We start from the raw sequence: 22,130 nt of genomic DNA on the forward strand, positions 1-22,130 counted from the left end.
GGGTGGGGTCGGCGATGGCGTGCCCGACCCGGGGGGGGGCCGCGCCCGCGGCGGGGGGCGGGCCGGCGCCGCCCGCGCGGGGGGGGGGGGGGGGGGGGGGGGGGGAGGGCCGCCGCGCGCCCCCCCCCCGGGGGGGGGGCGGGGTGGGGCCGCCCCCCCCCCCCCCCCCCCCGCGCCGCTTCGCGGATCGACCCTCCCCTCGAGGGGGAGGGTGAAGCCTGCCTTGCCAGCCGCTCGGCAAGCTGCCGCGCCGCTGTGGCGCGTGGCGACTTCTCGGATCGGAACCGCATCAGCCGCCGTTCGAGGTCGGCGCCGTCACCGCCAAGGCCGCGCTCGGTGAGCAGCACGGCAAGCATGGCCGCCTCGAATGCCTGGCCGGTCTTTGCCGCCTCGGCGACCATGTGAGCCAGCCGCACCGGCAGTGCCAGCCTGCGCATTGCAGCACCCGCTTCCGTCAGGCGCCCTGCCGCGTCAATGGCGTCGAGGGCACGCAGCAGCGCCTTTGCCTCGTTGAGCGCCGGGGCCGGCGGTGGGTCGAGGAAAGAGAGGCTCGCCGGATCGGCAACACCGAAGGCGGCGCAATCGAGCAGAAGCCCGGAAAGGTCGGCCTCGAGGATTTCGGGCGGGGTGAAAGCGGGAAGTGCCGCCGTCTGCTCGGCCCGCCACAGCCGGATGGCGACGCCCGGCTGCGTGCGGCCGGCGCGGCCGGCGCGCTGGTCGGCGGAGGCTCTGCTGACACGCACCGTCTCCAGCCGCGTCAGGCCGCTGGCTGGCTCATAGCGCGGCAGCCGCGACAGACCGGAATCGATGACGACGCGCACGCCGTCGATGGTGATGGAGGTCTCGGCGATCGACGTTGCCAGCACCACCTTGCGCCGGCCGGGCGGCGCCGGCTTGATCGCCGCATCTTGCGCCTTGTTGTCGAGCATGCCGTAGAGCGGCACGATGTCGGTGTCGGCGCCGGTGCGTCCCTGCAGCCGCTCGGCTGTGCGCTCGATCTCGCGCTGGCCGGGGAGGAATGCGAGCACGCTGCCGCTCTCATCGGCAAGAGCCGCGCGGATCGCCCTGGCCATGGCGTCCTCGATGGCGATGCCGCCCGGCCGCTCGTCGTAGCTTATGTCGACGGGAAAGGCGCGGCCTTCGCTCTCGATCACCGGCGCCCCGGAAAGCAGCCGCGCGACACGCGCACCGTCGAGCGTCGCCGACATCACCAGCAATCGCAGATCGGGCCTCAGCGCACCTTGCACGTCGAGCGCCAGCGCCAGACCAAAATCGCCGTCGAGCGAGCGCTCGTGGAACTCGTCGAAGAATACCGCCGAGACGCCGGGCAGCTCCGGGTCGTCGAGGATCATCCGAGACAGCACGCCTTCGGTGACGACGAGGATTTTCGTCCGCGCAGAAGTGCGGTTCTCCATACGCATGGCATAGCCGACCGTCTCGCCGGGCTCCTCGCCGAGCAGTTCGGCCATCCGGCGAGCAGCGGCGCGGGCAGCGAGCCGGCGCGGCTCGAGCAGAATGATCTTTCCCGTGCCGAGCCATGGCGCGTCGAGCAGCGCCAGCGGCACCAGCGTTGTCTTGCCGGCGCCGGGCGGCGCCACCAGCACGGCACTGTTGCCATGACCGAGCGCTTCGGCGAGCGCCGGCAGCACGGCGGAGACCGGAAGTTCCGGCAAGAGTTTTCTGGTCATTGGTTCAAGGATGCATCCATCCAATCGCGGCAGGTCCGCAGCGCCCGCATATCAGCGGTGGCAGGAGCCGCGCAACCGGGAACTGGCCACTCAAAGCCGGGTCCGCGAGAATGGGTTCCAGCGCACCGTGCCGAGCCTCACCTCCTCGCGAACCATCGTCAAAAGGCCGGAGCCGCCGACGACGGCGAGGCCGACAAGCGACAGGAAATCGGGATATTCCTGGAAGAACAGCGCGCCGAGGATCACCGCCCAGAGTATCTGCGAATAATGCGTCGGCGCAATGCGGTTGGCGGGCGCGTATTTGGCGGCCAGCAGTTGCAGCAGTTGTCCGCCCGCAGTGAAGGCGCCCGCCATCGCCAGCCAGATAAGTTGCATGGCATTCGGCAAGGTGAAAGAGGTGGCGGCGGCGGCGATCCCGTTGAACAGCAGACCATAGCCGACAAGCACACCAAGCATCGTGGTGCGCTTTTCCTGCTGGGCCAGCGATCGCATCAGAATGACGCTGGTCGCGGCGAGGAAGGCGTTCACGAAGGCAGCCAAATGGCCGAGATGCAGTTCGCGAAAGCCCGGCCGTACCACCAGCATCACCCCGGCAAAACCGGCGATCACGGCCAGCCATCGCCAGGGGCCGACCTTTTCCTTCAGGATGACGGTCGACAGGATGGTGACCAGCAAAGGCGCCAAAAAGATCAGGGCGTAGACTTCCGCCAGGGGGATGGTAGTGAAGGCATAGACGCTGAGCACGCCCGACGCGATGCCTGCCCAGGCCCGCGCCTGTACGGCCCATGGCCGCTTCGTGCGCCAGAAATCGCGCCAGCGTTCGCCCACCGGCCGGGTGAAGAACAGGAAAAAGCCGGCAAACAAGGTTGCGAAGAAGCCGATCTCGAAGACCGTGAATTGTCCCCCCAGGCTTTTGACAACGGCGTCGCTGCCCGAATAGCTTGCATAGGCGATAAGGGCGAGCAGAATTCCGTTCGTCACGTTTTTCCGTTTCCAGGGAGAGAGCAGAAGTGAAGATACTGGCGCTCGGTGCGCATCCCGACGACATCGAGATCTTCATGTTCGGTACGATGGCAGCCTATGCCGCGCAAGGCGCAGAACTGGTTTTTGCGATAGCCACGGATGGCGCCAAGGGTGGCAGGGGCGATCCAGGACCGCTCGCCCGCGCCCGCCGCGAGGAAGCGACCGTGGCGGCGGACCTGCTTGGCGCAACACCGCACTTCCTCGATTTTCCGGACGGCGCGCTCACTGCCGATGCCACGCTGATCGCGGCGTTGAAGGCGCTGATCGGCGACGTGAAGCCGGATCTGGCGATCACCCACGCGCCGAACGACTATCATGGCGACCACCGTGCGCTGTCGGACGGCGTGCGTATCGCGGCGTCTTTCGCTGTCCCGGTTCTGCATGCCGATACGCTCGGCGGCACCGGCTTTTCGCCGACGCATTATGTCGACATCTCCAAGCATTTCGATCTCAAGACGATGGCGATCCGGGCGCATCAGTCGCAGGATCCCGAACGTTTCGTCGATGCGGCGCGCACGCAGAACGCTTTTCGTGCCGGCCAATGCAATGGCGCGGCTGGTTCCTTCGCTGAAGCCTTCCGCTTCGAACCGATCTTCCCCTTCGCCGACATTCGCGCCCTGCTGCCGCCGGCCCCAGCGATCCGGCCGGTGACGGTGAGCACCAAAACGATCAAATGAGCCGGCACCCGGCGCACCGAATAACCTGCACAAGCCGCCGTTCCTAAGCCAGCGCCCGGAGCCGACGCGCCATGCTGCGGTGCAGCGACGAATTCGCTTGCCTTGTTTAGTAAAAATTGCATCACTAAACAAATTACTAAACATCCGGCGCTCAACCCGTCATAGTGTTTAGGCCCCTGAGGAGGGGGGTGAGGTTTTTTGAAACCGTCATCCGGGCGCGTTTCGCAAATGGGAGGAAGGCATGAAATCGACCTTGAAACTGACGTTGGGACTGACCTCGGCGATGTTTGCGTCGACCGCCGTCTCGAACGTCGCGCAGGCTGAAGATCTGACGCTTTGCTGGGCAGCCTGGGACCCGGCCAACGCGCTTGTCGAATTGTCCAAGGATTTCACCAAGGAAACCGGCATCGGCATGAAATTCGAGTTCGTGCCGTGGACCAACTATGCCGACCGCTTCCTCAACGAACTGAATTCCAAGGGCAAGTTGTGCGACCTGATCATCGGCGATAGCCAGTGGATCGGCGGCTCGGCCGAGAACGGCCATTACGTCAAGCTGAACGACTTCTTCGACAAGGAGAAGATCAGCATGGACGACTTCGTGCCAGCGACCGTCGTCGGCTACTCCGAATGGCCGAAGAACACACCGAACTACTGGGCACTGCCTGCCATGGGCGACGTCGTCGGCTGGACCTATCGCAAGGACTGGTTCTCCAAGCCGGAACTGCAGAAGGAATTCAAGGAGAAATACGGCTGGGATCTCGGCGCGCCGACGACATTCGACCAGTTGAAGCAGATCGCCGAGTTCTTCCAGAAGCGCGAGATCGACGGCAAGACCGTGTATGGCGCGTCGATCTATACCGAACGCGGCTCCGAAGGCATCACCATGGGCGCCATGGACGTGCTCTACAGCTTCGGCTTCAAATATGAGAACCCCGACAAGCCCTACGAGATGGACGGCTTCGTCAACTCCGAGAAATCGGTGAAGGGTCTGGAGTTCTACAAGACGCTCTATGACTGCTGCACGCCTCCGGGAGCCTCGAACAGCTACATGGGCGAAGGCGTCGATGCCTTCAAATCCGGCCAGGTGGCGATGCACATGAACTTCGCCTTTACCTGGCCAGGCCTGCAGAAGGACGAGAATGTCGGCGGCGACAAGATTGGCTATTTCGCCAATCCCAAAGGTCCCGACGGCGACCAGTTCGCCCAGCTCGGTGGCCAGGGCATCTCGGTGGTTTCCTATTCGGACAAGCAGGAAGCCGCGCTCAAATACATCAAGTGGTTCGCCAACAAGGACGTGCAGACCAAATGGTGGTCGCTGGGCGGCTACTCCTGCCTCAACGCGGTCGTAAAAGATCCGGGCTTCCCGGCCAGCCAGCCTTACGCGCAGACCTTCCTCGACTCCATGGCCATCGTGAAGGACTTCTGGGCCGAGCCCAGCTATGCGCCGCTGCTGCAGGCGTCACAGAAGCGCTTCCACGACTATGTCGTGGCCGGCCAGGGTTCGGCGAAGGACGCGCTGGACGGCCTGGTCAAGGACTGGACCGAGGTCTTCCAGGACGATGGCAAGATGTAGTTGTAACCGGCTCCTCCCGAGCCACGACCCCGAGCCGGATGATTTTGGGTCGAAGACCCGAAATCATCCGGCCCCGGACCAAGAGCGAGTGAGCATGATGTCGCCCGAAAACCGCTTAACACTTTTCGGCATCATGCTCTGGTCCCGTGCCGCTCTTGGCAGGGGACACAGTTCAGATAAATTCCATTGTCGAGACGACTTAAAGTGACCGAAGCGGGACTGACCATGCTCAATCGGACTGCGGACAGCGTTGCCCGGGCTACGCCTGAGCCGTTGGCCCGCAAGGTCCGCGGCATCAGCGACAAGGGCCTCGCCTGGCTGTTCATCTCGCCGACGATCCTTTTGCTGCTCGCCATCAACATCTTCCCGCTGTTCTGGGCGATCTATCTTTCCTTCACCAATTACCGCGCCAACCGCCCCAACGAGCTGGTGAAGAATGTCGGCTTTGCCAACTACAAGCGCATACTCGGCGACCAGGATATCTGGATCGCCATGCAGACGACGGCGCATTTCGTATTCTGGACCATCCTGCTGCAGACGCTGATCGGTTTCACGCTGGCCTGGCTGATCGACCGAAAGTTTCGCGGCCACGCCTTCTGGACGACCATCATTCTCGTGCCGATGATGCTGTCGCCGGCGGTGGTCGGCAATTTCTGGCGCTTCCTTTACGAACCGCAGATCGGCCTGTTCGCCTATGCCATCTCGTTCGTCTCAGGCATTCCGGCAACTGAGATCGGCATGCTCTCCAACGTCTCGCTGGCGCCGTGGTCGATCGTCATCGTCGACACCTGGATGTGGACGCCTTACGTGATGTTGATCTGTCTCGCAGGCCTGCGCTCGATCCCCGAATATATCTATGAGGCAGCCGAGGTCGACCGTGCCTCGAACTGGCGGCAGTTCTGGTCGATCACGCTGCCGATGGCGCTGCCCTTCATCATGCTGGCGGTGCTGTTCCGCGGCATCGAGAACTTCAAGATGTTCGACATGGTCAACCTGCTGACCGGCGGCGGGCCGGGCTCGACCACCGAAGTCGCCTCGATCACGCTGAAGCGGCAGGCCTTCGAAAGCTGGCGGACCGGCTATTCCTCGGCCTTCGCCATCATCCTGTTCGTCGCGGTCTTCGGGCTGGCCAACATCTACGTCAAGGCGCTCAACAAGGTGAAGCAGAGATGAGCCTGACATCAGCCCATTCGGTCGTCGCACCCTCGGCCACGTCGAAGCGCGTCGCCGGCACGATCATCGTGCTTTACGCGCTGATCTCGATCGTGCCGCTGCTGTGGATCTTCGCCACCAGCTTCAAGACGCCGCCGGATTCGATCGCCTATCCGCCGAAGATCCTGTTCCAGCCTAGCCTCGAAGGATACTGCAATCTGTTCACGACGCGCACAAGGCAGACGCCGGAATACATCAACTCGCTTGGACCGGCGACCGGCTTCTGCGACGAGACCACGCGCAAGCGCAACATGGTGATCGCCGGCCCGTCCAATTTCATGCCGCGCTTCGTCAACTCTCTGATCATCGCCTTCGGCTCGACCTTTTGCGCGGTGTTCCTCGGCACGTTGTCGGCCTATGGCTTCTCCCGCTTCAAGGTGCCGCTGGCCGACGACCTTTTGTTCTTCATCCTGTCGACGCGGATGATGCCGCCGATCGCGGTCGCTATTCCCATATACCTGATGTATCGCGAGCTTGGCCTGTCGGACACCGCGCTCGGCATGATCCTGCTCTATACGGCGGTCAATGTGTCGCTTGCCGTGTGGCTGCTGAAGGGCTTCATCGACGAGATCCCGCGCGAGTACGAAGAAGCGGCGATGATCGACGGTTATACTCGACTGCAGGCCTTCTGGCGCACCGTGCTGCCGCAGGCGACCACCGGCATTGCCGCGACCGCCATCTTCTGCCTGATCTTTGCCTGGAACGAATATGCGTTCGCCGCCCTGCTGACTTCGGGCACGGCGCAGACCGCACCGCCCTTCATCCCGACCATCATCGGCGAAGGCGGCCAGGACTGGCCGGCGGTCGCTGCCGGCACGACGATCTTCCTTGTGCCGATCCTGGTCTTCACCATCCTTCTTCGCAAGCAGCTCTTGCGCGGCATCACCTTCGGCGCGGTGCGCAAATGAGCAGCTTGGCAACTCGACATCAGATATGGAGCCGGCGCTGCGGCAGCGCTCCTTCTCCCCGTTTACGGGGAGAAGATGCCGGCAGGCAGATGAGGGGAAGCGCCGACATCCGCCTTGAATCGGAACGTTCGCGCCGCCCTTCATCCGAGCCTTCGGGCCACCTTCTCCCCGTGAACGGGGAGAAGGAAGGGAGAACCGCATGACGCGCCCCGCCGTTTCCAGAAAATCATCATGGCCGCGCGCGCTCCGCCGCGGGCTGATGGAAAACATCGCCACCGCGATCATCGCCATCGGCTTCCTGATGCTGTTCCAGCCGTTCGCGCTGTCGCTCTACACCTATTCCTTCATCACCATGCTGGCCGGCACGGCGATGTTCATCATCGTCTCGAAGTTTCCGGAGTAGATGATGGCAGAGATCAGGGTCGAGCATCTAAGGAAGGCATTCGGCGATTTCGTCGCCGTGCAGGACTCCAACTTCGTGGTCGAGGATGGCGAGTTCTTCGTCATGCTCGGGCCGTCGGGCTGCGGCAAGACGACGACGCTGCGCATGATCGCCGGGCTCGAACTGCCGACTGGCGGCAAGATCCTGCTTGGCGGCGAGGACGTCACCATGCGGCGTGCCCGCGAGCGCGACATTGCCTTTGTCTTCCAGCTGTTCGCGCTCTATCCGCATATGAATGTGCGCAAGAACATCGGCTTTCCGCTCTTGGCGCAAGGCATGCCCGGCATCGAAATCCGCCAGCGCGTCGAAGAGACGGCGAAGCTGTTGCGCATCGACCATCTGCTCAACAAATCCGTCTCCGGTCTCGCTGGCGGCGACCGCCAGCGCGTCGCGCTCGGCCGCGCCATCGTACGGCGACCCAAATGCTTCCTGATGGACGAGCCGCTCGGCACGCTCGACACCGAATTCCGCGATCTCATGGTCCATGAGCTGCGCGAACTGCACAACCGCATCCGCGCCACCACGGTCTACGTCACGCACGACCAGATGGAAGCAATGTCGATGGCCGACAAAATTGCGGTGATGAACCACGGCGTCATCGAGCAGTTCGGCACCCCACGCGAAATCTACGACCGGCCGGCAACGATGTTCGTCGCAGATTTCATCGGCTCGCCGCCAATGAATTTTCTCGGCTTCGGCGGCGGGCTGGCGAAGGGGTCCAGGGAAATCATCGTGCAAGGCGCCAAGGTGGCGGTGCCGGAGGTGCGCGAGGACATAGCATCTAGCGACATGGCGCTCGGCATCCGACCGGAACACATCCGCTTCGACGACGCCTCGAAATTGCGCGGGGCGATCTACGGCACCGAATATCTCGGCACCACGCAGATCGTCGCAGTGGAGACGGCAGACGGCATCATCAAGGCGCGGGTGCCAGCCGAAATCCGGCTCAACGCAGGCGACCATGTCGGCCTGGCGCTGAGCAGCGCACGGCTGTCGCTGTTCGACAAGCGATCCGGCCGCGCGGTGAGAACCGCAATCCATGACGGGGCTTCCCAGGGAAGAGCGCATCATGGCTGAGGTGCATATCAAAGGCGTGACCAAAGCCTTCGGCGAGCATGTTGCGGTGGACACACTCGATCTGCACGTCGCCGATGGTGAATTCGTTGTGCTGCTCGGGCCGACCGGGGCCGGCAAGACGACGACGCTGCGGCTGATCGCCGGATTGGAACGGCCCGACACGGGCTCAATCCATATCGGCGGCCGGGACGCGACAATGTTGTCGCCGGCCGAGCGCGACACCGCCTTCGTCTTCCAGCAATATTCGCTCTACCCTCACCTGTCGGTGTTCGACAACCTCGCCTTCCCGCTGCGCTCGCCCGCGCGGCGGCTGAGCGAGGATGCGGTGCGCCGCCGTGTCGAAGAGGTGGCGAAGATGGTGCGCATCGACCACAAGCTTTCCAACCGCTCGACGAAACTCTCGGGCGGCGAGATGCAGCGCGTCGCCATCGGTCGTGCGCTGGTGCGCAAGCCTTCGATCTACCTGATGGACGAACCGCTGTCGTCGCTCGACGCCAAGCTGCGCGCCGACCTTCGGCTGGAGCTGAAACGCATCCAGGCCGAGGTCGGCGCCACCATGCTCTATGTCACGCATGACCAGATCGAGGCGATGACCATGGCCGATCGCATCGGCATTCTCGCCGATGGCGTTCTGGTGCAGATCGGCACACCGCGGACGATCTATTCCGAGCCGGCAAACCTTCATGTCGCCGCAAGGCTCGGCCAGCCCGCGATCAATCTGCTGCCGACCGGCCTGCTGCCCGATGGCGACATGCCGGCGGGAACCAAAACGATCGGCGCGCGTACAGAACATCTGTCGATCGGCAAGGCATCGAATGGCCCCGCCGACGGCGTTGTTAACTGGGTCGAACATTTGGGCGACCAGAATCACCTGCATGTGACGGTGGGAAGCAGAAAGCTGGTGACGCTGACCGACCCCGACATCCAACTGGAAAAGGGCGATAGGGTGATTATCCGCTACCGGGCGCCGCTGTTCTTCGACCAGGCCGGCAACAGGATTGCGAACCGATGAGCGCAGAGGCGATGAACAAGACTGGGACGATGGACAAGATTGACCTGAAGACGCTGATATCCGTCACCGCCGACGCGATTGCAGCTCACGCGGACGAACTAACCACGCTCGACCAGGCGATCGGCGATGGCGACCATGGGCTGAACATGAAGCGCGGCTTCGAGGCGGTGCGGGCCGAGGCCGAGGCGTTCGCGGCAAAGCCCTTGCCCGAAGCGTTGAAGGCGATCGGCACCAAGCTGGTGATGACCGTCGGCGGGGCTTCGGGACCGCTTTTCGGCACGCTATTCATGGCGCTCGGCAAGGAGATTTCCGCAGAGCCGGATCAAGCCGACCTGGCGACGGCTTTCGGCAAGGCAATCGAAGCGGTGGCGGCGAGAGGGAAGTCGCAGGTCGGGCAAAAGACCATGCTCGACGTGCTGCAGCCGGTGCATGACGCCCTGCTGCAGGGAAAGACCGGGGCGGAAATAGCTGCCGCCGCCGACAGAGCGGCCGAGGCCACGGTGCCGATGAAGGCCTCGCGCGGGCGCGCCTCGTTTCTCGGCGACCGCTCGATCGGCCATATGGATGCCGGAGCACGATCGACAGCGCTGCTGGTACGGGCAGTTGTCGAAACCATAGAGGGGCACGCATGAGCAATGTCGGCATCGTCATCGTATCGCACTCTCCGCTGGTCGCCGAAGGCACAGCCGACATGGTGCGCCAGATGGTCGGCGACGAAGTGCCGCTTGCATGGTGCGGCGGAAACGGCCATGGCGGATTGGGCACAGACGTCGAGGCGATCATGGGCGCCATCGACAAGGCCTGGTCGGAGGCGGGCGTCGCCATACTTGTCGATCTCGGCGGCGCCGAGACCAATAGCGAGATGGCGGTCGAGATGATCGGCGAGCCGCGCGCGCAGAAGGTCATCGTCTGCAATGCGCCGATCGTCGAGGGCGCGGTGATGGCGGCGACGGAGGCTTCCGGCGGCGCTTCGCTCAGGGAAGTGGTGGCGACAGCACACGAACTGGCGCCGTCGTGAATGAACAGGAATTTTGATTCGATGTCCGCATCCGCAGAAGCCACCGTCCTGATCACCCACGAGGTGGGCCTGCATGCGCGCCCTTCGGTGAAGATCACCAAGCTCGCCAAGACATTTTCGGCCGACGTTGAAGTTGCGCTCGCCGCCAACGGGCCTTGGTTCGATGCCAAGAGCATCGTCAAGGTGATGGCGGCCAAGGCGCCGAAAGGCACGGTCCTGCATATCCGGGCCAAGGGCGACGGCGCCGGCGAGGCGGTCGGCGCGCTGGTCGAGCTGGTGCGGCGCGATTTCGACGAGGGCGTGGACCATGCCCGAACCGCTTAGGCTGAAGGGGATTTCGGCCTCGGCCGGCTATGCCGAAGGGCCGCTGTTCAACCTCGACGCGGTTGTCGCGCGCTATGCCGGCAAGGCAACCGCCGCAGACGAGAGGCTCGCGCTCGAAGCGGCAATCAGCATTGCGACAGGCCGGCTTGCCACGCTGATCGAAGCGGCCGACGGCGATGCGGCCGATATTCTCGAATTTCAGATCGCCATGCTGGAGGACGATGCGCTGACCGGCCCGGCTTTTACGGCAATTGCTTCCGGCCAGCCGGCCGATGCGGCATGGCGACAGGCGCTGGATGCCGAGATATCAGGCTATGAAACGTCGGACCAGGATTACTTCCGCGCACGCGCGGCCGACATGCGCGATATCAGAGACCAGGTGCTGCGCGCACTGACCGAAGACAGTGAGGCTGCTGCGCCGGCTGGAGCCATTTTCTACGGCGACGACATCGCGCCGACGCGCTTCCTCGAAACCGACTGGAGTTCCGGCGGCGGCATCGCGCTGAAAGCCGGCAGCGCCGCCAGCCATGTCGCCATGCTGGCGCGCTCGCGCGGGGTGCCGATGATCGTCGGGCTTGGCGCTTGCCCAACCAATCCCGCTGGCGTCGCCCTACTCGATGCCGAGCATGGCGGCATCGTATTGGCACCATCGAGGGCCGAGATCGAGGCGTTCCGCCTGTTGTCATCGTCCTTTGCGGCGCGCCGCGACAGAGCGGAGACCTTTTTGGCCGGGCCGGCGGTGACGAAAGCCGGCACCGCGGTGCGGGTGCAGGTCAACATCGCCGATCCATCCGATGTCGACGGCATCGATGTTTCGACCTGCGACGGCGTCGGGCTAATGCGGACCGAATTCCTGTTCGGCAAGACGCTGCCGGACGAGGAAACGCAGTATCGCGCCTACCGCAAGGTGCTCGAATGGGCCGGTGAAAAACCGGTGACGATCCGCACCATCGATGCCGGCGGCGACAAGCCGGTGCCCGGCTTCACAGCAGAGGAAACCAACCCGTTTCTCGGCCTGCGCGGCATCAGGCTGTCGCTGGCAAGGCCGGAGGTCTTTCGCGTGCAGATCCGGGCGCTGTTGCGCGCCGCCGTGCATGGCAATCTCAAGGTGATGTTCCCCATGATCGCCCTGGCGGACGAGTACGAACGTGCTGCCACGCTATTTACGGAAGAGCAGGCCGGGCTTGTGGCGCGTGGCGTCGCGCAAAAAATGCCGCCGCTGGGCATCATGGTGGAAGTGCCGTCGGTGGCGATCGCGCCGGAAGCGTTTGCCAACGTCGCCTTCTTCTCGATCGGGTCGAACGACCTGACCCAGTATGTGATGGCGGCGGCGCGTGACAATGCTTCCGTCGCCCATCTGAATTCCGTCCGGCACCCGGCCGTGCTCCGGCTGATCGCCTCGGTTGCCGCCTTCGGCCGCGCGCAAAAGATACCGGTCAGCCTGTGCGGCGACGCTGGCGGCGATCCAGCGTCGATCCCGGCGCTGATCGAGGCCGGCCTGCGCGACCTCTCGGTTGTTCCCGCCCAGCTCGCCATGGCCAAGGCGGCCATCGCGGACGTGTCGATCTAGGCTCCGGCATGGCCGACAAGACACCTGAATCGGGACCCGAAGAGGCGATCCGCGCCTACAAGACCATCCTGTCGCAGGTGATCGACCAGCGCCCGTCCGGCATGCGCCAGCGCCTCGCCGATGCGCTCGGCAAGCACCGCAGCTTCGTCACGCAGATTTCCAGCCCCGCCTATTCGATCCCGATCCCTTCAAAACATTTGCCGGCTATTTTCTCCGTCTGTCATTTCAGCCCGGCCGAACGCGATCATTTTCTAGCCGCCTACCATCAGGCGCATCCGGGAAAAATGTCGGTGGCGTCAGGCATGCGCAAGACGCGGCATGTCTCGCTCATCGTTCCCGATTTTGGCGACGACAAGCAGAACGCGGCGCTCGACCGGGCGGTCAACGATTTCATCCAGAAGATCACCAGCATAGCCGGCAAGGGCGGGACATAGTCGCGCCGCGCCTGGCCATTTCGGGAGGACGGCCATGAAGAAATTTCTGAATTCTGTGGACACGGTGCTGATCGAAAGCCTCGACGGCTTCGTTGCCGCCCACGCCGACATCCTTGTGCTTGGCGACGAGCATAAATTCGTCCGCCGCAAGGTGCTCAAGCCGGGCAAGGTGGCGCTGATCTCCGGCGGCGGCTCTGGCCACGAACCGCTGCATGGCGGACTGGTCGGGCATGGCATGCTGGATGCTGCCTGCCCCGGCCAGGTGTTCACATCGCCGACGCCGGACCAGATGATGGCGGCGGCGGAAGCCGTCAACACCGGCGCCGGCTGCCTGCTCATCGTGAAGAACTACGAGGGCGATGTGATGAATTTCGACATGGCCGCCGAAATGTCGGAAGGCGTCATGCAAATCGTCACTAATGACGATGTCGCTGTCGAGAACTCGTCCTATACGACCGGCCGGCGCGGCGTCGCCGGCACGCTGGTGGTCGAGAAGATCGTCGGCGCCGCGGCCGAGCAAGGCATGGCGCTGAAAGAGCTGAAGGCGCTGGGCGAGCGCGTCAACGGCGCGACGCGCTCGATGGGCGTGGCGCTGACCAGCTGCACCGTGCCGGCGGCGGGCAAGCCGACCTTCGATATCGGCGACGGCGAGATGGAGTTCGGCGTCGGCATTCATGGTGAGCCCGGCCGTCGCCGCGACACGTTGAAGAGCGCCGACGCCATCGCCGAGGAGATCTGCGCGGCAATCCTGGGCGATCTGGGTGACAGGGCGAAAGGCCCGGCGCTGCTCTTCATCAACGGTTTCGGCGGCACGCCGCTGATGGAGCTCTACCTGATGTACAACAGCGCCCGGAATATCTTCGAGAAAAACGGCGTGACGGTCACCCGCTCGCTGGTCGGGTCCTATGTGACATCGCTCGACATGGCCGGCTGCTCGATCACGCTGACCATGCTCGACGACGAGACGACCGCGTTGTGGGACGCACCGGTGCATACGGCTGCGCTGCGCTGGGGGATGTAGTGCGGCCAAACACGGCGCTGCCGCCGAAGCGGGACTTTGCAAAGATGCCCCAAAAATAGTCGGTGACAACACTGTCATGCGCCACGCCGAGCATTGTCAGTTTAGGCACAATGTTGCTTTGTTTACCTTTGGTAAGGTAAGGAATTCGGCGGGTTTTGGGGGCAGAACATGCGTTACAATTGGGATCGAGCTCCGACGGGTTTCGAACGTCACCGAAAGGCGCTCGCCGCCGCTTTGCTGATCGCCGGCGGTGTGGGACTCGTGCTTGCGGCGCTGCCGCTCTAGAACCAGTCCGAATGGCGCAGTCGAGATCCCGCCGAGATGCCCGGGCGCGAACGGGCTTTCAAGGCACCTGGCCGGTCACGGCGATAAAGCGGCGATCCCGTCCTTCAAATCCCTGACTGAAGCGTTGCACGAGCACGGCTAGCACTGCCGATTTGCTATCCGGGGCGAACGCATAGGATTCCGACAGGCTGTAGGAAGACGGGCAATTCCTCGAGCCGGGCACGGCTTTGTCCTCATGCAGCAGCTTGAACGGCTTGCCATCCTGCCCCTGCAGCGTCAGGCGGAAACCGAACGCCTTGCCGGCCGTGGAGCTTTGCTGCGTCCCGTCAAAACTCGACGAGCAATCCGTCGCGCTCTCGGCCAGGATCTGGTCGAGCTGGATGGTCGAGATACCAAGCTCGTCATAGCTCAGCGAAAGCCACTTTTGCGAGACCTGTTCGAGGCGCGCAATGTCGTTGTAAGCAACCATGTCGTCGGGAAAGGTGAACTTGTCCACAGCCGTCCGTTCACCGCGCGGCGCGATTGCATATCGGGCGAGCAGAGGTGCCGCCTGCACGGCGGCCTGTGCCCTCGCCTGCTCCACTGTCAGGGTTGAATCCTCGGTCTCATCGACGATGCGGATCGGCTTGCCGCCGACGAACTCGTCGGTGCGCGTGTCGATGATGTCGATCTCCGACCAGCCCGAATCCGAAGCACCGGCATCGAGCGTGCCGTATTGCTCGAAGGCGAAATAGTTGCCATCCGGCGAAAAGCCGATAATGCGCCTCGCCGCCGCATCGCCGGCCTGAGCGGCGGAAGCGACCGTAAACAGCACCGCCGCCAATACGGCAACCTCGCATCGCAACTTCATTGCGCCTTGCCCCACTATGACCCTAGACCATCACCCCGCGCTTTGCGGCCAAGGGCGAGGTCGCCAAAAGACGAAATTGCACATGCTTGCAAAAACAGCATACGCTATTTCAAAGGCAGCAAACATTCCTGGGGAGGAAGCTGGATGGCGTCACGCTACCACGAGGTCTATGACGGCTGGAAACGCGATCCGGAGAAATTCTGGGCGGATGCGGCCAAAGCCATCGACTGGTTCTCGCCCTACGACAGCGTGTTCGATGCAGCGGCCGGCGTCTATGGACGCTGGTTCAACGGGGCTACCTGCAACACCTGCTTCAACGCCGTCGACCGCCACGTGGCGGGTGGCCGCGCCGACCAGATCGCGCTGATCCATGACAGCGCGATTTCAGGCACGATCCGGAAATTCACCTATGCCGAACTGAAGCGCGAGGTGGTCGCGCTGACATCGGTGCTGAAGAACCGCGGCGTCCAGAAAGGCGATCGGGTCATCATCTACATGCCGATGGTGCCGGAAGCGGCCTTCGCCATGCTGGCCTGCGCCCGGATCGGCGCGGTGCATTCGGTCGTCTTCGGCGGCTTTGCCTCGCACGAACTCGCCACGCGCATCGACGACGCGAAGCCGAAGCTGATCATTTCCGCCTCTTGCGGCCTAGAGCCTGGGCGCGTCGTCGCCTACAAGCCGCTGCTCGACAAGGCGATCGAGACGTCGCGGCACAAGCCAGAAGCCTGCCTCATCCTGCAGCGCGACCAGCTGCGCTGCGAGCTCAGGGAAAACCACGATATCGACTATGCCGACGCCGTCGCCCGCGAGCGCGCCGCGGGCGCCAATGTCGACTGCGTTCCGGTGCTTGCCACCGACCCGCTCTACATCATCTACACATCAGGAACGACCGGCCAGCCCAAGGGCATCGTGCGCGACAATGGCGGCCATATGGTTGCGCTGAAATGGTCGATGGAGAACGAGTTCGGCGTCAAGCCGGGCGAGGTGTTCTGGGCGGCTTCCGATGTCGGCTGGGTAGTCGGCCATTCCTATATCGTCTATGGCCCGCTGCTGCATGGGTGCACAACCGTCCTGTTCGAGGGCAAGCCGGTGGGCACGCCCGACGCCGGCACATATTGGCGGGTGATAGCGGAGCATGGGGTGGTGGCGCTGTTCACCGCGCCGACCGCCTTTCGCGCCATCAAGGGGCAGGACCCCAAGGGCGAATTCGTCCCGAAATACGACCTGTCGAAATTCCGCACCCTGTTCCTCGCCGGCGAGCGCGCCGATCCGGAAACCATCAAATGGGCGGAGCAGAAGTTGCACGTGCCGGTGATCGACCATTGGTGGCAGACCGAGACCGGCTCGCCGATGACGATCAACCCGGCCGGGCTGGGCCTGTTGCCGGTGAAATACGGCTCGCCCGGCGTGCCGATGCCCGGCTATGACATCCGCGTGCTCGACGATGGAGGTCATGAGGTCGAGCGCGGCACGCTGGGCAACGTCGTGGTCAGGCTGCCGCTGCCGGCCGGCTGCCTGCCGACGCTGTGGAATGCCGACGACCGGTTTCGCCAAGCCTATCTCGACGAATTCCCCGGCTTCTACAAGACGGCGGATGCCGGCATGATGGACGAGGACGGCTATCTCTTTGTCATGGCTCGAACCGACGACATCATCAATGTCGCCGGCCACAGGCTGTCGACCGGCGCCATGGAGGAGGTGCTGGCCGCGCATCCGGACGTTGCCGAATGTGCTGTCATCGGCGTCGCCGACGCGATGAAAGGCCAGGTTCCACTCGGCTTCGTCGTGCTGAATGCGGGCGTTGCGCGCGACATCGCCACTATCGAGACCGAGGTGGTCACGCTGGTGCGTGAGCGCATCGGCCCGGTCGCCGCCTTCAAGACGGTGGTAACGATCAAGCGCCTGCCAAAGACGCGCTCCGGCAAGATCCTGCGCGGCACCATGCAGAAGATTGCCGACAAGGAAGAATGGACGATGCCGGCGACTATCGACGATCCGGTCATTCTCGACGAAATCACCGCAGCGCTGAAGGGACGCGGAATCGGCCTGTAGAGACATCGAACCATCGACAGCGCGCCGGTGGCCAATTGGCTATTGTGCAACGCAGCAAATCGCCATACAGTTTTGTCGGGGCGCCCACCGACGATACGGCATGGCTCAGCAAAAAACCACTTTTGGCGGCGTCGACATTCTTCGATTTCTCGCCGCAGTCCTCGTTATGTTCTACCACTACGGTTACTGGGTGTGGGCCTTTCCCGCCGGCGTTTCGGCACGGGCCACCGGCGGCATCCCGCCGCATCCGGAACTGGAGATGCTCGGCTCCGGATGGGTCGGGGTGCAGGTGTTTTTCGTCATCAGCGGCTTCGTCATCGCCTTCAGCGCCGAAAAATCGACCCCCTTGCGGTTTTTCGAGGCAAGGGTGAAGCGGCTGGCGCCGGCGGTCTGGATTTGCGCGCCTATCACCGCGGCGGTGCTGCTCCTCGTCGGCCTCAGCTGGCCGACGGATGCCGTGAACCGGCTCGTTCGCACGGCATTGTTCGTTCCCTACTCTCCCTGGGTCGACAGCGTCTACTGGACGCTCGGCATCGAGATCGCCTTTTATGCCGTCGTCTGGACCTTGCTGTGGCTGGGCCGCTTCCATCTGATGGAGGTCGTGGCCATGGTGATAGGCATGGTCAGCACGCTCTTTTGGTGCCTGTATTATCCGCTCGATTGGTCGAACCTTGCCGAGACGCGTTGGCTCGCCCTGCTGCTGGTCCATCACGGATGCTTCTTTGCGACGGGCGTCATGATCTGGCTGATGCGATTCAAGGCGGTGACGCCCTTCCGGCTTGGCCTCTGCGCGCTGTTTCTCGTTGGCTGCGTCCTGCAGATCGCCAGTTCGGTCGATGTTCACACCGTCAAGGTCGAAGAACAGATGCCATACGCGCCGCCGATGGTCTTCTTCCTCGTTGCCATCGCTTTAATGGCATGGTCGTTGCGGCTTAACCTGTCCTGGCGCGGCTGGCGCCGGATCGGCCTGATGACCTACCCTCTCTATCTGATCCATGATGTCGTCGGCGCGGCCATTCTCGGCGCCCTGATGCGTGCGGGAGCGCCATACCTGCTTTCGGTGGTCATCGTCGGGGCGACCATGATCGCCGCGAGCTGGCTGATTGCGATCGAGGCCGAACCGAGAATCCGGCTTCTGCTCGACCACACCATCTTCCGCTATCGCCTCAGGGCCGCGTAACCGCGCACGTGTGTCACGCCGGGTCCGTGCGGCGCGAAGCATCAAGCGAGGAGATCGGCCATCGCATCACCGACCGTATCGGCTAGCCGCCGGTCAGGTCTATTCGTGATTCCGCCGACGCCAGGCCCGGCATAGGCCTCGCCGCGCACGCGCGATGATTCACGCACCGCGCTTTGTATACCAGTATACAGAGGGTCAGGTTTTTACCTTCCGGCGCGCTTCCGACTTTTCCAGATAGTAGCTCGAATATCTGTCGAAGAATTTTTCCGAGCCGCCGATTGACCCATACTTGGCGAGCTTCTTCAAATCGACCTTGTTCAAGACCACGCCGACGATCTTGTTGGCGATATAGGATTCCGAACTCAGTATGGATTGCACCATCGCACGCGGCGTGCGCCCCCACTCGGTCACGAGCACGAAGCCGTCGGCAAGCGGAGCAAAGGCCTTGGCGTCGACCACCGGGCCAAGCGGCGGCAGATCGACGATGATGTATTCGAAAGTTTCCTTGGCGTTGTCGATGAAACGACGCATTCCGGCCGACGACAGAAGCTCGCTGGTGTGCGAGAAGTGACCGCGCGGAACGGCCGGGACGATCGCCAGCTTCGTCTGCCGGTCGATCTTGCCGACGGACTGCCAGGTCTGCCCGCTCACCACCGCTTCCATCAGGCCTTGCTCGGCCTCCATGCCAAGGGCGCGGCTGAGGCCGGGGTTGCGCAGGTCGCCGTCCACCAGCAGCGTTTTGGAACCGTTGGCGGCAAGCAGGCCGGCCAGGTTCGCCGCCACGGTCGACTTGCCCTCGCCGGGAAGAACCGAGACCACGCCAATGACCCGGCTGCCTTGCCCTTCCAGCACGACGTCGAAGGCAATCTTGGCGCTGCGGAGCGTTTCGGAAAACATCGATGCCGGGGCGTCGACGCTCACCCGCATGCGCGCGCGTCTTTCAGCGGCCGACGATGACTGGGCGGTTTTGACGTCCGCCTGACCGTCATCGCGCCTGTCGTCCTTGACGACCTTGCTGCCAATGATCGGCAGGTAGCCGAGGAATTTGAGACCAACGCGATCGCGAACGTCCTCGCCGGTCCTGAAGAACCGTTCCCTGAATTCGTTCAGGCCGCCAAGCCCGGCCCCCATCATCAGGCCAAGCACAAGCGAAAGTCCCAGCACAATGGACGTGCGCGGGGTTGCCGCGGATTGCGGCAGCGTCGCGTCCGAGATGACTCGGATCTTGCCGACCGGGAAGGATTGCTGCTGGGAGGCCTCCTCGTAGCGGCCAAGGAACGTCTGATAGAGCGTCGAGAGCGCCGTTGCCTTCTGCTCCAGTTCACGCAGCTTGACCTGCGACTGGTTGTCGATGGAACTCTTGCCGGCCGCTAATGCGACATTTGCGCGGAGCGCCGTCTCGCGCGCGAGGGCAACTTCGTACTCATTGCGGTAGCTTTCGGTCAGTTGCTTCAGCTCGCCGAAAATCTGCGCCGATATGTCGGCCTTTTCCTTGGCCAGTGCGACCGCCTGGGGATGATCGGCCCCGAAATTGGCTTCGACATCCTGCTGTCGCTTGGCGACAGTGAGATAACGGGTCTTGAGCGTTGAAATGACCGAGTTGCTCGGCTGGTCGGCGGATATGGCGGCATCCCTGAATGCGTTATCCGAACCGCTTTCGACGATCGACTTGTATTGCTGATAGCGGGCGCTGGCGCGGGCGGTATCGGCCTGCGCCTCAATAAGCTGGCTGTTAAGATCGCCCAATTGCTTGTCGCTGATCAACTGGCCATCATTGACGGCCAATCCATGCTCGGCCCTGAACTTCTCGACGGCAAGCGCGGCTGCCTGGGAACTTTCGCGAAGCTCCGTCAGCCGGCCTTGCAGCCAGACCGCTGCCCGCTCGGTCGCATCGAAGCTCGCATCGAGCTGATCCGCGAGATAGGCGTCGGCATAGGCCTTGGTGATCGCGGTCGCAAGCACTGGGTCTGTCGCTTGATAGGCGATGGAAATCACATAGCTTCGACCGACGCGCTCGGCTTGCACCTCGTTCTGCAGTTTGAGGATTGCGTAATCGCGACGTGACGAGGCGATCATCGCCTCGCGCGTGGCCGCATCAAGCTGGGTGACGTCGGTGGTGCCCACGGCGGGGCTGGGACGGAAATACCGGATCACGCCGCGCACCAAACCGGCGGCCTTCGACGCAAGCGACGTCGGAGGGTACAAGAAAGCGTCGTTCTGATCGAGCTTCTGCTTGTCGACGACCACCGCCGCCAGTCTCGCCGAATGGAGAATTTCGATCTGGCTCAGAATGGCGGAGTCGGTCTGCATGCTGACCGACGCTGCCGAGACCTCGTCGACGACCTTGTTCAAGCCTTCATCGATCAGCACGCGGCTCGTTGCCAAGTAGGTAGGAGGCGTGGTTTGCAAATAGAGCACGCCCAGAAAAAGACCGATGGCGGCGCATGCCGCAACCACCTTTGCCTGCCTTGCCGCCATGCTCAGCAGGCGCTCGACATCGATGAAGTCTTCGGCGCTTACTGCGTCAGAACTCGGCAATGACTTCCTCTTGTCGAGAGGAAAATTGGCATAATTCATCTTCGGTCCAATTCTAGTTTGCATCTAGAGCGGCGGTCTCTCAAGTCGAATTGTGCCGCCGCTCTATTTCTTTGTCCGAGCATCGGACTTCTCTGAACCGGGCCCGACTTTGGGCCCGGTGCTCCAGCATGCAGGCGTTAGAGCATGATCGGGAGCATCAGCACATGTCCGGCGCAGGCTTCATGCCAGACACAGCAAGGTCTTGGCGGTCAAAACGGCATGTCTTGCGCGGCCATCCATATGCCAATGCTCCCAAAAAATGGGCATTATGCGGCTTCTACCCGGCGCTCATGCGACTGGACGAACTCCTGAAGCATCTCGAAGATCGGCCCCTTCATGTCGTCACGCGCCAGCGCGAAGGCGACATTTGCCTGGATGAACCCCTCCTTAGAACCGCAGTCGAACATCCTGCCGCTGAACGGCTGGGCGAAGAAAGCCTGGCTCTGCGCAAGCCGGACCATGGCGTCGGTCAGCTGGATCTCGTTGCCGGCGCCGCGCTGCTGATTGCCGAGCAGCGCAAATATCTCAGGCTGCAGGATATAGCGGCCGTTGATGTAGTAGTTCGACGGCGCATTGGCCGGAGCGGGCTTTTCGACCATGGCGTTGACTTCGAAGCCCGAGCCAACATCCGCGCCGCAGCCGACGATGCCGTATTTGCTGGTTTCGGTCGGGTCGCAGCGCTCGACGGCGATGACGTTTCCGCCGGTCTGCGCATAAAGGTCGGCAATTTCGGCGAGACATCCGCGCCCGCCGAAGGACACCATGTCCGGCAGCAGCAATGCGAAGGGCTCATCGCCGATGACTTCCCGGGCGCACCATACCGCATGGCCGAGACCTTGCGGCGACTGCTGCCGGATGAAGCTCGTGGCACCGGCCACGGGGAGCAGGCTTTCGAGCGCCTGAAGCTGCGCCGTCTTGCCGCTCTGCTCCAAGGTTCCGATCAATTCGGGATGCAGGTCGAAATAATCCTCGATGACCGCCTTGTTGCGACCCGTAACGAAGACAATGTGCTCGATGCCGGCTTCGAATGCCTCGTCCACCGCATATTGCACGACAGGCCTGTCGACGACCGGCAGCATTTCCTTCGGCATGGATTTGGTCGCCGGCAGGAATCGCGTCCCAAGCCCCGCCACCGGTATGACTGCCTTCCTGACTTTCTTCATCGCATAATCCTTCTGGAGATTTTCAACCTGTCGCAGGCCGCGAA

At 63.2% G+C, this 22,130-nt stretch carries 20 protein-coding genes; 15 read left to right on the top strand and 5 right to left on the bottom strand.

The features are described 5' to 3' along the window. Nucleotides 1-1,688: ATP-dependent helicase HrpB (gene hrpB / locus NKH73_RS00005; protein ID WP_352926313.1), on the bottom strand; the 1,688-nt coding region annotated here is incomplete at its 3' end. A 90-nt stretch (nucleotides 1,689-1,778) separates the two neighbouring features. Next, nucleotides 1,779-2,669 carry a DMT family transporter gene (locus NKH73_RS00010; protein ID WP_352926315.1) on the bottom strand — a complete coding sequence of 297 codons (891 nt, stop codon included), beginning with the start codon at nucleotides 2,667-2,669 and terminating at the stop codon, nucleotides 1,779-1,781. 29 nt (nucleotides 2,670-2,698) lie between these two features. On the opposite strand from NKH73_RS00010, the gene NKH73_RS00015 reads away from it, so the two are divergent. From NKH73_RS00015 to dhaK, 13 genes are all read left to right on the top strand, one after another. Then, nucleotides 2,699-3,388: a PIG-L deacetylase family protein gene (locus NKH73_RS00015; protein ID WP_352926317.1), complete on the top strand. Its 690-nt coding sequence runs from the start codon at nucleotides 2,699-2,701 to the stop codon at nucleotides 3,386-3,388. 241 nt (nucleotides 3,389-3,629) lie between these two features. Then, on the top strand, nucleotides 3,630-4,961 hold the full coding sequence (locus NKH73_RS00020) for an ABC transporter substrate-binding protein (protein WP_352926320.1): 1,332 nt from the start codon (nucleotides 3,630-3,632) through the stop codon (nucleotides 4,959-4,961). Between the two features lie 225 nt (nucleotides 4,962-5,186). Beyond that, nucleotides 5,187-6,134 carry a carbohydrate ABC transporter permease gene (locus NKH73_RS00025; protein WP_502893913.1) on the top strand — a complete coding sequence of 316 codons (948 nt, stop codon included), beginning with the start codon at nucleotides 5,187-5,189 and terminating at the stop codon, nucleotides 6,132-6,134. Further along, the gene (locus tag NKH73_RS00030; protein WP_095484294.1) at nucleotides 6,131-7,081 is read left to right on the top strand and encodes a carbohydrate ABC transporter permease; all 951 of its coding nucleotides are present in this window, start codon (nucleotides 6,131-6,133) and stop codon (nucleotides 7,079-7,081) included. The genes NKH73_RS00025 and NKH73_RS00030 overlap by 4 nt, the downstream gene beginning before the upstream one ends. Nucleotides 7,082-7,280: 199 nt before the next feature. Then, entirely contained in the window at nucleotides 7,281-7,484 is a 204-nt protein-coding gene (locus NKH73_RS00035) for a hypothetical protein (RefSeq protein WP_352926325.1), read from the top strand. A gap of 3 nt (nucleotides 7,485-7,487) precedes the next feature. Continuing rightward, entirely contained in the window at nucleotides 7,488-8,600 is a 1,113-nt protein-coding gene (locus NKH73_RS00040) for an ABC transporter ATP-binding protein (protein WP_352926328.1), read from the top strand. Continuing rightward, nucleotides 8,593-9,612, top strand: coding sequence for an ABC transporter ATP-binding protein (locus tag NKH73_RS00045; protein ID WP_352926330.1), 1,020 nt, complete (start codon nucleotides 8,593-8,595; stop codon nucleotides 9,610-9,612). Before NKH73_RS00040 ends, NKH73_RS00045 begins: the two co-directional genes overlap by 8 nt. Nucleotides 9,613-9,641: 29 nt before the next feature. Further along, nucleotides 9,642-10,244 carry a dihydroxyacetone kinase subunit DhaL gene (dhaL, locus tag NKH73_RS00050; protein WP_352927622.1) on the top strand — a complete coding sequence of 201 codons (603 nt, stop codon included), beginning with the start codon at nucleotides 9,642-9,644 and terminating at the stop codon, nucleotides 10,242-10,244. Next, a complete protein-coding gene (dhaM, locus tag NKH73_RS00055) occupies nucleotides 10,241-10,630 on the top strand; it encodes a dihydroxyacetone kinase phosphoryl donor subunit DhaM (RefSeq protein ID WP_352926332.1) in 390 nt (129 codons plus the stop codon). Before dhaL ends, dhaM begins: the two co-directional genes overlap by 4 nt. A 21-nt stretch (nucleotides 10,631-10,651) precedes the next feature. Further along, complete coding sequence (locus tag NKH73_RS00060) at nucleotides 10,652-10,954, top strand: HPr family phosphocarrier protein (RefSeq protein ID WP_352926333.1); 303 nt, start codon at nucleotides 10,652-10,654, stop codon at nucleotides 10,952-10,954. Continuing rightward, a complete protein-coding gene (gene ptsP / locus NKH73_RS00065) occupies nucleotides 10,938-12,524 on the top strand; it encodes a phosphoenolpyruvate--protein phosphotransferase (RefSeq protein ID WP_352926334.1) in 1,587 nt (528 codons plus the stop codon). The genes NKH73_RS00060 and ptsP overlap by 17 nt, the downstream gene beginning before the upstream one ends. An 8-nt stretch (nucleotides 12,525-12,532) precedes the next feature. After that, a complete protein-coding gene (locus tag NKH73_RS00070; RefSeq protein ID WP_352926337.1) occupies nucleotides 12,533-12,958 on the top strand; it encodes a hypothetical protein in 426 nt (141 codons plus the stop codon). A gap of 34 nt (nucleotides 12,959-12,992) precedes the next feature. Next, nucleotides 12,993-13,979, top strand: coding sequence for a dihydroxyacetone kinase subunit DhaK (dhaK, locus tag NKH73_RS00075; RefSeq protein WP_352926339.1), 987 nt, complete (start codon nucleotides 12,993-12,995; stop codon nucleotides 13,977-13,979). A 343-nt stretch (nucleotides 13,980-14,322) separates the two neighbouring features. Here the strand turns inward: dhaK and NKH73_RS00080 are convergent, their stop codons facing one another. Further along, nucleotides 14,323-15,114: a DUF2259 domain-containing protein gene (locus NKH73_RS00080; RefSeq protein WP_352926342.1), complete on the bottom strand. Its 792-nt coding sequence runs from the start codon at nucleotides 15,112-15,114 to the stop codon at nucleotides 14,323-14,325. Nucleotides 15,115-15,258: 144 nt separating this feature from the next. Between NKH73_RS00080 and NKH73_RS00085 the strand changes: the two genes are divergently transcribed. Both NKH73_RS00085 and NKH73_RS00090 read left to right on the top strand, forming a co-directional pair. Beyond that, nucleotides 15,259-17,166 (top strand): propionyl-CoA synthetase, encoded by a 1,908-nt coding sequence (locus NKH73_RS00085; protein ID WP_352926344.1) that lies wholly within the window; start codon nucleotides 15,259-15,261, stop codon nucleotides 17,164-17,166. Between the two features lie 100 nt (nucleotides 17,167-17,266). Further along, nucleotides 17,267-18,346, top strand: coding sequence for an acyltransferase family protein (locus tag NKH73_RS00090; RefSeq protein ID WP_352926346.1), 1,080 nt, complete (start codon nucleotides 17,267-17,269; stop codon nucleotides 18,344-18,346). 195 nt (nucleotides 18,347-18,541) lie between these two features. On the opposite strand, the gene NKH73_RS00095 is transcribed toward NKH73_RS00090, so the two are convergent. Both NKH73_RS00095 and NKH73_RS00100 read right to left on the bottom strand, forming a co-directional pair. Next, a complete protein-coding gene (locus tag NKH73_RS00095; protein ID WP_352926348.1) occupies nucleotides 18,542-20,923 on the bottom strand; it encodes a polysaccharide biosynthesis tyrosine autokinase in 2,382 nt (793 codons plus the stop codon). 266 nt (nucleotides 20,924-21,189) lie between these two features. After that, nucleotides 21,190-22,086, bottom strand: a complete 897-nt coding sequence (locus NKH73_RS00100; protein WP_352926351.1) for a UTP--glucose-1-phosphate uridylyltransferase — start codon at nucleotides 22,084-22,086, stop codon at nucleotides 21,190-21,192. Nucleotides 22,087-22,130 lie beyond the last annotated feature (44 nt).

This window comes from Mesorhizobium sp. M0938 (assembly GCF_040319125.1).
GTDB lineage: Bacteria > Pseudomonadota > Alphaproteobacteria > Rhizobiales > Rhizobiaceae > Mesorhizobium > Mesorhizobium robiniae.